Consider the following 14,204-nt stretch of genomic DNA (forward strand, 5'->3'; position numbering starts at 1 on the left):
TTTTCCTTGGGTAGGCTGAAATCACCGGGGCAGAGCGGTTTCGTTGCGCTCTGGCCGGAACGTATGGCCGGGCTGGCGAGACGCCGGGTGCCAGCCGAGGTATGGCATGGCCGAGACGCTGAGACGCTGCGTCTCAAGCCAGCCGGTAATCACGCAGTGCTTGTCGGGGCATGCCCGGAAGCGCTTAATGGCCGGACAACGATAAAAACAGCAACGAGAACCGGAGGGCCTGCATGCTTGCCGCGAACTCCCGAGCCCATGTCGACTGCGTCAGCAGGGTGCTGAAGAATGCCGACCGCCTGCCGCAGGCGCCGGTGCCACCGCTGATCCTCGATTCATGGCGCCGTTCCATGGAGCTGTACCGCCTCGACCCCGGGTCCCAGCAGGGGCCGCGCATCCTGTCCCAAAGCCTGCTCAACGAATGCCGCGAGCGCGCTGAACTGTTCCTGCGCATCGCCAGCGATGCCGTGGCCCGCCTGCATGAGCGGGTGCGCGGTGCCGACTACTGCGTGCTGCTCACCGACGCCTTGGGGCGCACCATCGATTACCGGGTCGAGTCGGCCATCCGCAACGATTGCCGAAAGGCCGGGCTGTACCTGGGCACCTGCTGGTCGGAGGGCGAGGAGGGCACCTGCGGCGTGGCGGCGGTGTTGACCAGCAAGGCGCCGGTCACGGTGCACAAGCGCGACCACTTCCGCGCCGCGTTCATTGGCCTGACCTGTACGGCGGCACCGGTGTTCGACCCGCTGGGCGAGTTGCTGGGCGTGGTGGATGTCTCGGCCTTGCAGTCGCCGGACGACCGCCGCAGCCAGCACCTGATCCGCCAATTGGTCGAGCAGACTGCGCGCGAGATCGAAAATGCCTTCTTCATGCACAGTGCCCAGGGCCATTGGGTAATGCGTGCCCATGGCACGCCGGGCTATGTGGAAAGCCAGCCCGACTACCTGCTGGCCTGGGATGGCGATGGCCGCCTGCAGGCGATCAACAGCCTGGCGCGCCAGCGCCTGGTGGAGCATCTGGGGCGTTTGCCCGAGCACATTGGCGAGCTGTTCGACATGGATCAGTTGCGCCGCGTGAACGCATCGTCCGCTCAACGCCTGCCGGGCCTGGGTGGTCTGTACGGCCGGGTCAGCGCACCCCGACAGCGCCAGCGTGCGCAGCCGTTGCGCCAGGCCCAGGACGCCCGTATCGAGCAGCATCTGCGCCTGGCCACGCGGGTCAAGGACTGCAACCTGGCGGTGCTTGTGCAAGGCGAGACGGGGGCTGGCAAAGAGGTGTTCGCCCGCCAGCTGCATCAGCAAAGCCTGCGTCGCGATGGCCCGTTCGTCACCTTGAACTGCGCGGCCATCCCGGAAAGCCTGATCGAGAGCGAGCTGTTCGGCTATGTGGCCGGGGCCTTCACCGGGGCTTCCAGCAAAGGTATGCAGGGGCTGTTGCAGCAGGCCGATGGCGGCACGCTGTTCCTCGACGAAATCGGTGACATGCCGCTGAACCTGCAAACCCGGTTGCTGCGCGTGCTGGCGGAGGGTGAAGTGGCGCCGCTGGGCGCGGCGCGGCGGGAGCGGGTGGATATTCAGGTGATTTGCGCGACCCACCGCGATTTGGCGGCGATGGTGGAGGATGGGCGTTTTCGTGAGGACCTGTACTTCCGCCTGGCCAATGCCCGCTTCGAGTTGCCGCCGCTGCGCGAGCGTGAGGACCGCTTGGGGTTGATTCACCAGTTGCTGGCCGAGGAAGCCGAGGCCTGCGGAGTCGAGGTGGTGTTGGCGGATGATGCGCTGCAGGCGCTGCTGGTTTACCGCTGGCCGGGGAATTTGCGCCAGCTGCGGCAGGTGTTGCGCTATGCATGTGCGGTGAGCGAGGACGGGCGGGTGCAGGTGCAGGACCTGCCGCAGGAGGTGCGCGGCGAGGTAGTCGCGTCGGCTGAAAGCAGCATGTCCTGTCCGGCCCGGCAGTTGCTGCTGGATGCGCTGATCCGCCATCGCTGGAAGCCGGCCGATGCGGCGCGGGCTCTGGGAATATCGCGGGCAACCTTGTACCGGCGGGTGCATGAGCACCACATCGAGATGCCGCGGATGAAGGGGTAGGGTCCGGGGGCTGCTTTGCAGCCCAATCGCCGGCAAGCCAGCTCCCACCTCGACCGCATAGACCTCAAGCCGTGTGCAATCCCTGTGGGAGCTGGCTTGCCGGCGATGAGGCCCTGACAGGCAATAAAAAACCCCGGAACAAGTCCGGGGTTTTCAGTACATCACACTACGCGATCACTCCTGGCTAGCCAGTTTGTGCTCGAGGTAGTGAATGTTGACGCCGCCTTTGCAGAAACCTTCATCACGCACCAGGTCGCGGTGCAGCGGGATGTTAGTCTTGATGCCGTCGACGACGATCTCGTCCAGGGCATTGCGCATGCGCGCCATGGCTTCGTCGCGGTCCTTGCCGTAGGTGATCAGCTTGCCGATCAGCGAGTCGTAGTTCGGCGGAACCGAGTAACCGCTGTACAGGTGCGAATCAACACGCACGCCGTTGCCGCCCGGGGCGTGGAAGTGCTTCACCTTGCCTGGGCTCGGGATGAACTTCTTCGGGTCTTCGGCGTTGATACGGCATTCCAGCGCATGGCCACGGATGACCACGTCTTCCTGGCGGAACGACAGCTTGTTGCCAGCGGCGATGCTCAGCATCTCCTTGACGATGTCGATACCGGTCACCATCTCCGACACCGGGTGCTCAACCTGCACGCGGGTGTTCATCTCGATGAAGTAGAAGCGGCCGTTCTCGTACAGGAACTCGAAAGTACCCGCACCACGGTAGCCGATCTCGATGCACGCATCGACGCAGCGCTTGAACACTTCCTGACGGGCTTTCTCGTCGATGCCCGGGGCTGGCGCTTCTTCCAGTACCTTCTGGTGACGGCGCTGCAGCGAGCAGTCACGGTCACCCAGGTGAATGGCGTTGCCTTGGCCGTCGGACAGTACCTGTACTTCCACGTGGCGTGGGTTGGTCAGGAACTTCTCCAGGTAGACCATCGGGTTGCCGAAGGCTGCACCGGCTTCGGTACGGGTGAGCTTGGCCGAGGAAATCAGGTCCTCTTCCTTGTGCACCACACGCATGCCGCGACCACCACCGCCACCGGCGGCCTTGATGATTACCGGGTAGCCGACGTCACGAGCAATCGCCAGGGCGACTTCTTCATCTTCCGGCAGCGGGCCATCGGAGCCCGGTACGGTCGGTACGCCCGACTTGATCATCGCGTCCTTGGCCGAAACCTTGTCGCCCATCAGGCGAATGGTGTCGGCTTTCGGGCCGATGAAGGCGAAACCGGACTTTTCCACCTGCTCGGCGAAGTCGGCGTTTTCCGCCAGGAAGCCGTAGCCCGGGTGAATCGCGGTGGCGCCGGTCACTTCGGCGGCAGCGATGATTGCCGGGATATGCAGGTAGGAATCCTTGGACGATGCAGGGCCGATGCAGACCGACTCGTCTGCCAGGCCCAGGTGCATCAGTTCACGGTCGGCGGTGGAGTGCACGGCGACTGTCTTGATACCCAGCTCTTTGCAGGCACGCAGGATCCGCAGGGCAATTTCCCCGCGGTTGGCGATCAGGACTTTTTCGAGCTTCCCAGACATCGTTGGCTCTCCGCGATTCAAACGATGGTGAACAGCGGCTGGTCGAACTCAACCGGCTGGCCGTCTTCTACCAGGATGGCGTCGATGACACCGCCGACATCGGCTTCGATGTGGTTCATCATCTTCATGGCTTCGACGATGCACAGGGTGTCGCCCTTCTTCACGGTCTGGCCAACTTCAGCGAAGTTCGGCGAGGTCGGCGAAGGCTTGCGGTAGAAGGTACCTACCATCGGCGAGCGGATCACGGTGCCTTTCAGGGCCGGGGCGGCGGCAGCGGCTTCAGCGGCCGGAGCGGCAGCGGCGGCAACCGGGGCAGCAGCAGGGGCAGCGGCTACCGGAGCCGGTGCGAAGTACTGCTGGGCAGCCGGGGTCTTGCTGTGACGGCTGATACGGACCGACTCTTCGCCTTCCTTGATCTCCAGTTCGTCGATGCCAGACTCTTCCAGCAGCTCGATCAGTTTCTTGACTTTACGGATATCCATTAATCATCAACTCCCAAAGGTTCGGTCAGGGGGCGAAATACAAAAAAACGTATCTGAAACGTTTCTCTCGAACCCTGGCCCACTGAGGCCAGGGTTTTCATCATTTGGGCTGTGCGTTGGCAGCCAGTTGTTCCAGCGCGGACTCCAGGGCCAGGCGATAACCGCTGGCGCCCAGGCCGCAGATCACCCCTACGGCAACATCGGAAAAGTAGGAGTGGTGGCGGAACGGTTCGCGTTTGTGCACGTTGGACAGGTGCACTTCGATGAATGGGATGCTCACCGCAAGCAATGCGTCACGTAATGCGACACTTGTGTGGGTGAAAGCAGCCGGATTGATCAGGATGAAGTCCACACCCTCATTGCGTGCGGCGTGAATGCGGTCGATCAGTTCGTATTCGGCGTTGCTCTGCAGGTACTGCAGATGGTGGCCTGCGGCGCGGGCACGTTGCTCCAGGTCCTGGTTGATCTGGGCCAGGGTCACGGCGCCGTAGTGGCCAGGCTCGCGGGTACCGAGCAGGTTGAGGTTGGGGCCGTGGAGCACCAGTAGCGTTGCCATCTGCGGATTCCTTGGATTTGTAGGGCAATTCGACACAGCGCGGCGAGTGTGCCGTAAAGCGACGGCAAGTGTCCAGTTCCCGGCAATAGCCAGCACGATGTCCGAGGTTCGCGCGAAGTATGTGACCAAATAATTAAATTTGGTCACTGATTTCTGGATTTTTCACAGCTCGCGGGAAGTTATAGACCGACTTTACCGCGCACGCGTGTGAGAATTTGCGCAAATTCACCGGCATTTATCTCGCCAATGACCCGATCAGCGGTTATTTCGCTACCGTTCGCGGCAAAGAACAGCAGAGCGGGCGGGCCGAACAGCTGGTAGCGATCGAGCAGGCTGCGTTGTTCGGCATTGCTTTCGGTGATGTCAAAACGCAGCAGCTTGAAGCCGGCCAGTTGCGCTTGCACCTGCGGAGCGGTGAGCACCTCGCGTTCGATCACTTTGCAGCTGATGCACCAATCGGCGTACCAGTCCAAGAGCACCGGCTGGCCGGCTGCCTTGGCCTGGGCCAGGGCAGCGTCCAGTGCGGCGGGGGTAGTGATGGTCTGCCAGCTATCCGCCTGCACCGCCGGCCCGTTGCCGGTGGCCACAAGGGTTGCCGGCGGCAACGGGCGCAGTGGGTCGCCCTGGCCGCTGAGGGCGCCGTACCAGCAGGCCAGGGCGTACACCAGCAGGGCCAGGCCGAGCAGTTGGGCCAGGCGCTGGCGTGCGGTCTTGACGACGAACTCGAGGGCACCGAGGAACAGCGCCACGCCAGCGGCGAGGAAACCGACCAGCAGCAAGGTCAGCGGGCCTGGCAGCACTCGGCTGAGCAAGCCGATGGCCAAGCCCAGCAGCAGGACGCCGATGGCATTCTTCACCGTGTTCAGCCAGGGGCCGCTTTTCGGCAGCCAGGCCGCGCCACCGGTGGCCACCAGCAGCAATGGTGCGCCCATGCCCAGGCCCAGGGCGAACAGCTTGAGTGCGCCGCCCAGGGCATCGCCGCTGGCGCTGATGTACAGCAGCGCACCGGCCAGCGGCGCCGACACACAGGGCGAAACCAGCAGGCTGGAGAGGACGCCCAATATTGCCGCGCCCAGCAGCGAGCCGCCCCGGGTGTGGCTGGCGACATTGTTCAGGCGGTTGCTCAGGGCTTGCGGCAGTTTAAGTTCGAACAGGCCGAACATGGCCAGGGCGAACACCACGAAAAACAGAGCGAAGGGCACCAGTACCCAGGCCGACTGCAGGCGCGCCTGCAGGTTCAGGCCGGCGCCGAACAACCCCATCAACGCACCGAGTACCGCAAAGCTGGCCGCCATCGGCAGCACATAGGCAAGCGACAGCGCCAGCCCGCGCAGGCCGCCGGCCTGGCCGCGCAGCACCACGCCGGAAAGGATCGGCAGCATCGGCAGCACGCAGGGGGTGAACGTCAGGCCGACCCCAGCGAGGAAGAACAGCAGCAGCGACTTCCAGGTCCAGGCGTGTTCACCGCCGGCCGGGGTGCTTTTGCCGCCTTCGCCATCGATGTTCAGGCGTGCGGTTTCTGGCGGGTAGCACAGGCCTTTGTCGGCGCAGCCCTGGTAGCCCACCAGCAGGGTGAAGGCGCGCGGGTCATTGCGCGGCAGCTCGATATCGAGCACGCCGTGGTACACCTCGACATCGCCGAAGAACTCATCGTGCTTGGCCTCGCCCTTGGGGATGCTTGGTGTGCCCAGGGCAATGTCGGCCGGTTCGGTGCGGAACTGGAAACGGTGGCGATAGAGGTAGTAGCCGTCGGTTGCGACGAAGCGCAGCTTGATGGTTTGCGCATCGGCCTGGACCAGGCTGAGCTTGAACGCTTCGTGTACCGGCAGGAAGTCGGCGTTGTTGGCCAGCGAAGCTGCGCCGAGGGTGGCGCTGGGGCGGTTGTCGAGCAGGCCCGTGGCGAAGGCAGGGCTGGCCAGCAGCAGGAACAGCAGGAAAAACAGGCGGCGCATGGCGGACTCGCGAGGTGGAACGTGCTGGGCATGATAGCGGAGTTGGTGCGGGTTGGGGCCATGCTGGTTGCGGGGGCGACACATGGCCGCTGGCTCATGTGCTGCCTGTGCCGGCCTCTTCGCGGGTAAACCCGCTCCCCCCTCGTCCGCATAGGCTATCCCTGTGGGAGCGGGTTTACCCGCGAAGAGGCCAGCACAGGCCAACCTAGACTCTGAAGGCCCGCACCGCCCGGTTCAGTTCACCCCCCAAACTCAGCAACTGCTCGCCTTGCTCGCGCCCCTCGCCAATGCGCTGCAGGTTGTCCTCACCCAGCTCATGAATTCGCTCGCTGTGGTCGCGAATCTCACTCACGGCACCACTCTGCTGCGCCGTGACATCGGCAATCCGCACCGCAGTGTCCGAAATGGTGCGAATGGCACAGACGATCTCGTCCAGCGCCCCGTCCGCCGCCTGGGCCTGGTTGGCCGTGGCCTCGGCATGCTCAAGCTGCGCACGCATCCCGGCCACCGAGCTTCTGGCTGCCTGCTGCAAGCGGTCGATCAGTGCCTGAATCTCGCCGGTCGCCCCGGTGGTGCGCTGTGCCAGCGAACGCACCTCATCGGCCACCACTGCAAAACCACGGCCCATCTCACCGGCGCGGGCCGCTTCGATCGCGGCATTCAGCGCCAGCAGGTTGGTCTGCTCGGCAATCGAGCGGATCACTGTCAGGACGCCGCCGATGGTGGCCGACTCCTCCGCCAGTTGCTCGATCATGCGGGCGTTGCCCTGCACCTCGTCGACCAACTCACGCAAGCCCGACAGGCTCTGGCCGATCACCGCCTGGCCCTGCTCCACTGCACGCCCGGCATCGCGGCTGGCGTCGGCTGCGGCGCTGGCGTCGCCGGCTACTTGCTGGATGGTCGCTTCCAGTTCACCCAAAGCATCGCGGATCTGCCCGGTGTCGCCGGCCTGGCGTTCGGCGCCGTCATGCAGGGCGGCGCTCATGCCGGCCAGGGCGTGGCTGCTGCCAGCCACCTGCTCGGCGTTGTGGCGGATGGTGCCGACCAGCTCTACCAGATACTGGCGCAGGCGGTTGAGCGATTCCTGGATGTCGCGCAGTTCGCGGTTGGTCCTGCCCAGGGCGATGGCCTCGGCGAAGTCACCCTCGGCCCAGCGCGACAGGGCCGGGGCCAGGCCGGTCAGGGTGCGCGCCAGGCGACGTTGCAAGGTGTCGATCAGCAGGGCGATAAGTAGGATCAGGCCGATCATCAGACCCTGGATGATGCGCACTTCGCCGGCAATTTTCGCATGCTGGCCGCGTACCTCGGGCTCCAGTGCCGCAATGGCCTGTTGCACGGCCTCCAGGCGTTGGCCAGTGCTGGCAGCCAGGGCGACGCGCCGCTCGATCTGTTCGCGGGTGCGCTGCAGTTCGGCCGGGTAGCGGCCGAGCAGGCTCTGCAGTTCGCGCTTGAGGCCGACGGCAATGTCTTCCTGCTGGGCGCTGGCCTGGGTTTCCAGGCCCATCATCGCGGCGAAGTCGTCGGCACCGGACTCGGCGCTACGGGTTACGCCGAGCAAGGGCAAGGCATCGATCGCCTGGGCCTGGGCACGGATCAGTTGCAGCTCGCGCTCCACTTCGTCAGCCAGCTCGGGGCGACCGCTGCTGACCAGCTTGTCCCGGGCCAGCGACAGGCGACCGAGGTGCACGGTGGCGTCGAGCAGTGGCACCAGGTAGCGGTTGGCGTCGGCGCTGCCGCTGTCGCGGGCGTAGCCGGCCAGTTGTTCGAAGTTGGCGCCCAGTTCCCGCTCGGCTTGCAGCAGCAGGGCTTGCGGGTCACCAGCCAGCTTGCCGGCGGCCAGCAGCTCCTCGGCGGTAAAGGCCTGCAGGCTGTCCAGGCTGGGGCGCAGTTTGTCGGCCAGTTCGCTGGGCCACTCGGCCAGCGCGGCCTGCAACTGCTGGTTGGCCTCCATCGCCGCGGCATGGCGCAGGGCATCGCCGCTGCCCAGGTACGCCTGGATGTTGCGGGCCGCCTGGTTCTGGAACTGCTGGGACAGGCCCAGGTAGCGCTCCATCAACTGGTAGGGGCGCTCAAGGGCCCGCTGCGACCACCAAAGGGTGGCGCCCAAGGCGATACACACGGTTACCAGCAACAGGGTGTTGAAATTGGTCAGCCACTTCAGGCGCATAGCCGCGAGCTTCCTGCGGGGGAGGGAGAGGTCGGTGGCTGAAGTTATTGCGATTTTGTGACGGGGTGATGACGGCAGGGGGTTGGCGCCATAAAAAAGTGGCACAGTGCCTCTATTTTAATCTGTGCCGGCCTCTTCGCGGCTAAAGCCGCTCCCACAGGGACTGCGCAATCCTTCAGTCCGGTGGAGTACCTGTGGGAGCAACTGTCTTTAGAAATTTATTTTCAAGCGTGCCATTCGGGCAGGGCTTCGCTCGATACCGCGTAGCGGTGTCGCTGGCGAAGCCCGCATTTGTAGAAAATCGATCCTCGTTCGTGATCAGGGTGCGGGTACCTGAGGCTTGAGCTCTTTCCACTCCGTTCCGTCACGCAGCATTGCGTTCAGGCGCACCAGCAACACGCGCATGCACGCCACTGCGGCAACTTTTGCGCGCTTGCCTCGGGCTATCAGGGCTTCATAGCGGGTTCTAACTTCTGGGACATGCTGGATCATTGACCAGATCGACATGTAGGCCGCCTTGCGGACTCTGTAACGCCCGCCTTCGATCTTCCTCGGGCCACTCTTCTTGCCGCTGTCTTTGTTGTACGGCGCTAACCCAGCCAAGGCTGCAATTTCGCGCCCCGTCACGCTTCCCAGCTCAGGTAGGTAGGCCATGAAGGTGCCACAACTGATGACGCCAATCCCTTTCACAGACCTTAGCCGCATGGCTGTCGTGCGATCCAGCACGTTCGAGGCACGCTCAATCGCCTTGTCCAAGGCCTTAATCTGATCATTCAGGTAAGCGACATGCTCGGTATAAACGGTAATGGCCGTAGCTGAAGTGGTTTGTTTCATCCGACGCTTGTCATCATCCCGATGCTGGACAAGATTGCCACGGAGTTTGATGAGCTCTCCCAGTTCATCCCGATCTTGATTAGGCTCTATCTGCGGCAAGTCCTCGAAGTCCCTGGCAAACCGCGCCAGCATCTGGGCGTCGATCTTGTCAGTCTTGGCAATTTTGCCCATGGCACTCGCATAGTCCCGACAGCGCCTGGGGTTGACCCTGACGACGTTCAAACCCTCCAGTCGCAAGGCTTTGAATACGGCCCGTTCATAGCCACCGGTGGCTTCCAGCAAGACCCGTTCGACCTCAAGCTCGTTCAGGCATGCGATCAGTTGCGCAAAGCCCTCAGAGTCATTCCTGACCTGGAACTGGGGAATACTTTCAGGAAGAAAGCCCACATCCAGAGTCGCTTTCGAAACGTCGAGACCAACGAAGTAGGAAATCATCGCCAAGCCCTCTTACACTCAAGAAGTGAGAGCACTCTGACTTAGCCCTAGCTTGTGACTGCGAGTTCGCCACTCATTCAACTGTTCGGGCTTAGGTCAGAGTGGGAGGTGGATGGCGACTAGGCTCCCACTCGTGCTTTAGAGCACACCTGGCTTTCAGTCTGCCATCCACTGCTCTCACCCTTTCGAGTTTAAGAGACCTTGAAGACACAAGCGGCTTTAGCCGCGAAGAGGCTGGCACAGGCAAAGCCTGATTCAGGGCTCTACACGCACCACACAATTTCGCCCGGCATGCTTGGCCCGATACAGCGCCTCGTCCGCCGCACTGGCCATGGTCAGCGCATCCAGCCCCTCATCCAACTGCACCACCCCTGCACTGAAGGTGCACTGCAAGTCCCGTGGCTGCGCCGGGTAGAGGATCTCGGCAAAGCGCCTGCGGATTTCGTCGAGAACCTTGTGCGCCGCGTCCAGCGCGGTATTGGGCATCACAATGGCGAACTCTTCACCGCCGTAACGGCCAATGAAATCGGTCTTGCGCAAGCGCTGCTTGAGAAACAGCGCCAGGCTCTTGATCACCCGGTCGCCCATCGGGTGGCCGTGGCGGTCGTTGATCTTCTTGAAGTGGTCGATGTCGAGCATGGCAAAGCACAACGGCAGCTGCTCGCGACGGGCGCGGAAGCTGCAGTCTTCCAGCAATTGCAGGATGTGGGTGTGGTTGTACAACCCGGTCAGGCTGTCGCGCACCATGCGCGCCTTCAGGTGCCGGGCGCGAGCGGCGCGGTTGCGCACGGTGGTGATCAGGTGGCGAGAACGAAACGGTTTGGTCAGGAAGTCATCACCGCCTTCGCTCATGGCATCCAGCTGCTTGTCCAGGTCGTCTTCGGCAGACAGATAGATGATCGGCACGCTCACATAACGGTCGCTGTGGCGGATCACCTTGGCCAGTTCGGGGCCGGTGCAGGCCGGCATGTACAGATCGAGGATGATCAGGTCGGGCTGGAAGTCAGCCAGCTCGGCCATGGTGCGGATCGGGTCGGTCAGGCTGCGGGTGATCATGCCGGCGCTGGCCAGCACGCGCTCGGTGTACAGCGCCTGGGTGCGTGAGTCGTCGATGACCAGTACGCGCAACGGGTCGTGCGGGGTTGCATTGGTCAGCAGTTCGACCTTTTCCAACAGGCTGGAGGCTTCCAGGGTGCCGGTGAGGAAGTCCTGGCCACCGGCGCGCACGGCGGCCAGGCGGGTCGGGGTGTCGGTTTCGTGATGGCTGAAGAACAGCAGTGGTATATGTCGGGCCAGCCCCTGCTGCATCTGGGCAGCCAACAGCAGGCCTTGGCCGGCACCGTTGAAGTCGACATCCATGATGATGGCCGAGGGCGGGTATTCGCTGATCGAGGCCTGAAACGCCGCGGCGCTGGCAAGCGCCTGCACCACCAGGCCAAAGAATTCCAGTTGCTGGGCCAGGCGCTGGGCGCGCTCGTGGTCCTGCAGCAGGATGTACACCGGCTTGCGCAGGGGCGGCAGCAGCACCTGATCGAGCGGGTCGTCCTTGCGCAGGCCGCTACGCGTCAGCTGTTGGGCGGGGCACAGCGGGCTCGGCTCGGCTGCTTGGCTCATGTCCTGGCTACTTGTAGGTTGGGGTGTGCAGGGGCAATGATGGCTCTATGCTAGCAGTTCTTTTCAGGTGCGTGAGTGCCCTGCGTCAACAAAGCGGCCAGAACGAATATTCAGTTGCTGACCGATTGGTCGCTTATGCGTAAGGCGGTGTCTGCTTTATAGTGCTGCCACGCGGGCTTGCCGTGGCACCCTGGCGTAGGCCTGTGGTCCAAGCCCCTGAACCGTCGTGACTGATTAAGGACAAAGCCATGCTGGACTGGAAAAACCGCGAGGCCAAAGCCGAGCCCCGCGAGCGTGTCGACGGCCGTGGCGCCGCCGCCCGTAGCTATCTTGGCGGCCTCTGGAGCCGTGCCCTGGGGACCCTGATCGGGTTGTACCTGCTGGTGTGCATTGGCCTGGGCTGGTACTGGAGCCAGGAGCCGGAGCTGTTCCCGGTGCAGCAGAACGCCCAGGCCGCAGCCGAGCGTACCGGCCAGCAGATGGTGGTGGGCTACACCACTATCGAAACCCTCAAGACTGTGGCCGGCACCTTGCTGAACAAGCCGGGTGGCTACATTTCCAACGACCGCTTCCCGCCCGGGCTGTGGATGGACAACATGCCGAGCTGGGAATATGGCGTGCTGGTCCAGGTGCGTGACCTGTCCCGTGCCTTGCGCAAGGACTTCGCCCGTTCGCAGTCGCAGTCGACCGAAGACGCCGACCTGGCCAAGGCCGAGCCGCGTTTCAACTTCGACAACAAGAGCTGGATCCTGCCGTCGAGCGAGTCGGAGTTCGAAGAGGGCATCAAGTCGCTGACCCGCTACCAGACCCGTCTGGCTGCCGGCGACAAGGGCGCAATCTTCTATACCCGTGCCGACAACCTGAACAACTGGCTGGGTGACGTGGCCACCCGCCTGGGCTCGCTGTCGCAGCGCCTGTCGGCCAGCGTTGGCCGGGTCAAGCTCAACACCACTTTGAAGACTGAGTCGCTGGTCGCCGGCCAGGCGCCGCAGGTGGACGAGGAGCTGGTGGAAACCCCATGGCTGCAGATCGACAACGTGTTCTACGAAGCCCGTGGCCAGGCCTGGGCGCTGTCGCACCTGCTGCGCGCCATCGAGGTGGACTTTGCCGACGTGCTGGCGAAGAAGAACGCCACGGTCAGCGTGCGCCAGATCATCCGTGAGCTGGAAGCCTCGCAGGAGGCCCTGTGGAGCCCGATGGTGCTCAACGGCAGCGGCTTCGGCATGTGGGCCAACCACTCACTGGTCATGGCCAACTACATTTCCCGGGCCAACGCGGCGGTCATCGACCTGCGTCAGCTGCTGTCGCAGGGTTGATGATGGCGATCAGCCCGAACGAGGCCGCCCACCGGGCGGCTTCCGACCGAGAACTGGTCACCTGGGTGGACGAAGCCGACCGGGTGCTGGGTGCCTTGCCCCGGGCCGAACTGCGTGAGCGGGGCCTGATAGGGCGTTGCACGTTCATTCTGCTGTTCAACAGTGCCGGTGAGCTGTGCGTGCACCGGCGAACCCTGAGCAAGGCGCTGTACCCGGGTTACTGGGATGTGGCGGCAGGCGGCATGGTGACGGCCGGGGAGGCGTATGCCGATTCGGCGGCGCGGGAGCTGGCCGAGGAGCTGGGGATCGACGGTGTGGAGCTGCGTTTTCATGAGCGGTTCTACTTTGACCAGCCGGATAACCACTTGTGGTGTGCGGTGTATTCGGCGGTGTCGGATGCGCCATTGCGGTTACAGCCGGAAGAGGTGATCGAGGCGCGGTTCATTGGCCTGGAGCAGGCTGAGCAAGAAAGCCTGACGAAGCCGTATTGCCCGGACTCGTTGGCGGCGTTGCAGCGCTATAAAGCCAGCCTCAAATAGATGCGTGGCCCATGCGGGCCCCTTCGCGGGTAAACCCGCTCCCACAGGGATTTCACAGGTCGTGAAACCTGCGCAGTACCTGTGGGAGCGGGTTTACCCGCGAGGGGGTCGCAAAACATTCGCAAAATGCCGCATTCCGGTACTTAGCAACAGCGGGATTTATCGTTACACTGCGCGCCCTTTTCGGGCTGCCGCAGGTCTTGTGGCAGTAGCGCCGCCCCTGCCAGAGTGGGGCTTCGCGGTCGGGCTCAACCCCCTGGGGCCGACCAGTTTTTGTCCTCAGCACAGAGGAACAAAAGTGGCCAAGAAAGCTTCTTCCTTCGCCGCCCTTGGCGGTCTCGTTTACTCCACCGACACCGGTCGGCACTGCCCCGACTGTAGCCAGCCGGTGGATGCCTGTACCTGCAAGCAGCAGGTCATCCCCGAAGGCGATGGCATTGCCCGTGTGCGCCGCGAAAGCAAGGGCCGCGGCGGCAAGACCGTGACCACCGTCACCGGCGTGCCGCTGCCGCTCGATCAGCTCAAGGAGCTGGCCTCTACCCTCAAGCGCCGCTGCGGTACCGGTGGCGCCCTGAAGGATGGGGTCATCGAAATCCAGGGCGACCATGTCGAACTGCTGATCGGTGAGCTGACCAAGCAGGGCTTCAAGGCGAAAAAATCCGGCGGCTGATGCGGCCACGCGATTTTTTGCC

At 63.6% G+C, this 14,204-nt stretch carries 11 protein-coding genes; 4 read left to right on the forward strand and 7 right to left on the reverse strand.

What is annotated here, in order from left to right; translation table 11 throughout:
• The first annotated feature begins 233 nt into the window (after window positions 1–233).
• Window positions 234–2,087: a sigma-54-dependent Fis family transcriptional regulator gene (locus QN085_RS02990; protein ID WP_023662885.1), complete on the forward strand. Its 1,854-nt coding sequence runs from the start codon at window positions 234–236 to the stop codon at window positions 2,085–2,087.
• 174 nt (window positions 2,088–2,261) lie between these two features.
• On the opposite strand, the gene accC is transcribed toward QN085_RS02990, so the two are convergent.
• The 7 genes from accC to QN085_RS03025 form a co-directional block, all read right to left on the reverse strand.
• Entirely contained in the window at window positions 2,262–3,617 is a 1,356-nt protein-coding gene (accC, locus tag QN085_RS02995; RefSeq protein ID WP_003257054.1) for an acetyl-CoA carboxylase biotin carboxylase subunit, read from the reverse strand.
• A gap of 17 nt (window positions 3,618–3,634) precedes the next feature.
• Window positions 3,635–4,099, reverse strand: coding sequence for an acetyl-CoA carboxylase biotin carboxyl carrier protein (gene accB / locus QN085_RS03000; protein WP_003257055.1), 465 nt, complete (start codon window positions 4,097–4,099; stop codon window positions 3,635–3,637).
• A gap of 100 nt (window positions 4,100–4,199) precedes the next feature.
• Window positions 4,200–4,655, reverse strand: coding sequence for a type II 3-dehydroquinate dehydratase (aroQ, locus tag QN085_RS03005; protein ID WP_003255330.1), 456 nt, complete (start codon window positions 4,653–4,655; stop codon window positions 4,200–4,202).
• Window positions 4,656–4,834: 179 nt separating this feature from the next.
• Window positions 4,835–6,607: a protein-disulfide reductase DsbD gene (locus QN085_RS03010; protein WP_013970709.1), complete on the reverse strand. Its 1,773-nt coding sequence runs from the start codon at window positions 6,605–6,607 to the stop codon at window positions 4,835–4,837.
• Between the two features lie 205 nt (window positions 6,608–6,812).
• Entirely contained in the window at window positions 6,813–8,774 is a 1,962-nt protein-coding gene (locus QN085_RS03015) for a methyl-accepting chemotaxis protein (RefSeq protein ID WP_038408615.1), read from the reverse strand.
• Window positions 8,775–9,092: 318 nt separating this feature from the next.
• Window positions 9,093–10,043, reverse strand: a complete 951-nt coding sequence (locus QN085_RS03020) for an IS110 family transposase (protein WP_013970357.1) — start codon at window positions 10,041–10,043, stop codon at window positions 9,093–9,095.
• Between the two features lie 255 nt (window positions 10,044–10,298).
• A complete protein-coding gene (locus QN085_RS03025) occupies window positions 10,299–11,657 on the reverse strand; it encodes a diguanylate cyclase (RefSeq protein ID WP_013970712.1) in 1,359 nt (452 codons plus the stop codon).
• Between the two features lie 248 nt (window positions 11,658–11,905).
• Between QN085_RS03025 and QN085_RS03030 the strand changes: the two genes are divergently transcribed.
• The 3 genes from QN085_RS03030 (at window position 11,906) to QN085_RS03040 (ending at window position 14,182) form a co-directional block, all read left to right on the forward strand.
• Window positions 11,906–12,973 (forward strand): DUF2333 family protein, encoded by a 1,068-nt coding sequence (locus tag QN085_RS03030; RefSeq protein WP_013970713.1) that lies wholly within the window; start codon window positions 11,906–11,908, stop codon window positions 12,971–12,973.
• A gap of 2 nt (window positions 12,974–12,975) precedes the next feature.
• On the forward strand, window positions 12,976–13,512 hold the full coding sequence (locus tag QN085_RS03035) for an NUDIX hydrolase (RefSeq protein ID WP_024086195.1): 537 nt from the start codon (window positions 12,976–12,978) through the stop codon (window positions 13,510–13,512).
• A 298-nt stretch (window positions 13,513–13,810) separates the two neighbouring features.
• Window positions 13,811–14,182: a translation initiation factor Sui1 gene (locus QN085_RS03040; RefSeq protein WP_003257057.1), complete on the forward strand. Its 372-nt coding sequence runs from the start codon at window positions 13,811–13,813 to the stop codon at window positions 14,180–14,182.
• The last annotated feature ends 22 nt before the right edge of the window (window positions 14,183–14,204 follow it).

Source organism: Pseudomonas sp. M2(2023) (genome assembly GCF_030263955.1).
GTDB lineage: Bacteria > Pseudomonadota > Gammaproteobacteria > Pseudomonadales > Pseudomonadaceae > Aquipseudomonas > Aquipseudomonas asiatica.

Excerpts from the sequence above, each read along its gene's own strand:
- QN085_RS03035 (WP_024086195.1), top strand. The coding sequence starts at position 12,976 with ATGGCGATCAGCCCGAACGAGGCCGCCCACCGGGCGGCTTCCGACCGA.
- QN085_RS03010 (WP_013970709.1), bottom strand. The coding sequence starts at position 6,607 with ATGCGCCGCCTGTTTTTCCTGCTGTTCCTGCTGCTGGCCAGCCCTGCC.
- QN085_RS03025 (WP_013970712.1), bottom strand. The coding sequence starts at position 11,657 with ATGAGCCAAGCAGCCGAGCCGAGCCCGCTGTGCCCCGCCCAACAGCTG.
- QN085_RS03020 (WP_013970357.1), bottom strand. The coding sequence starts at position 10,043 with ATGATTTCCTACTTCGTTGGTCTCGACGTTTCGAAAGCGACTCTGGAT.
- QN085_RS03030 (WP_013970713.1), top strand. The coding sequence starts at position 11,906 with ATGCTGGACTGGAAAAACCGCGAGGCCAAAGCCGAGCCCCGCGAGCGT.
- accB (WP_003257055.1), bottom strand. The coding sequence starts at position 4,099 with ATGGATATCCGTAAAGTCAAGAAACTGATCGAGCTGCTGGAAGAGTCT.
- QN085_RS02990 (WP_023662885.1), top strand. The coding sequence starts at position 234 with ATGCTTGCCGCGAACTCCCGAGCCCATGTCGACTGCGTCAGCAGGGTG.
- accC (WP_003257054.1), bottom strand. The coding sequence starts at position 3,617 with ATGTCTGGGAAGCTCGAAAAAGTCCTGATCGCCAACCGCGGGGAAATT.
- QN085_RS03015 (WP_038408615.1), bottom strand. The coding sequence starts at position 8,774 with ATGCGCCTGAAGTGGCTGACCAATTTCAACACCCTGTTGCTGGTAACC.
- aroQ (WP_003255330.1), bottom strand. The coding sequence starts at position 4,655 with ATGGCAACGCTACTGGTGCTCCACGGCCCCAACCTCAACCTGCTCGGT.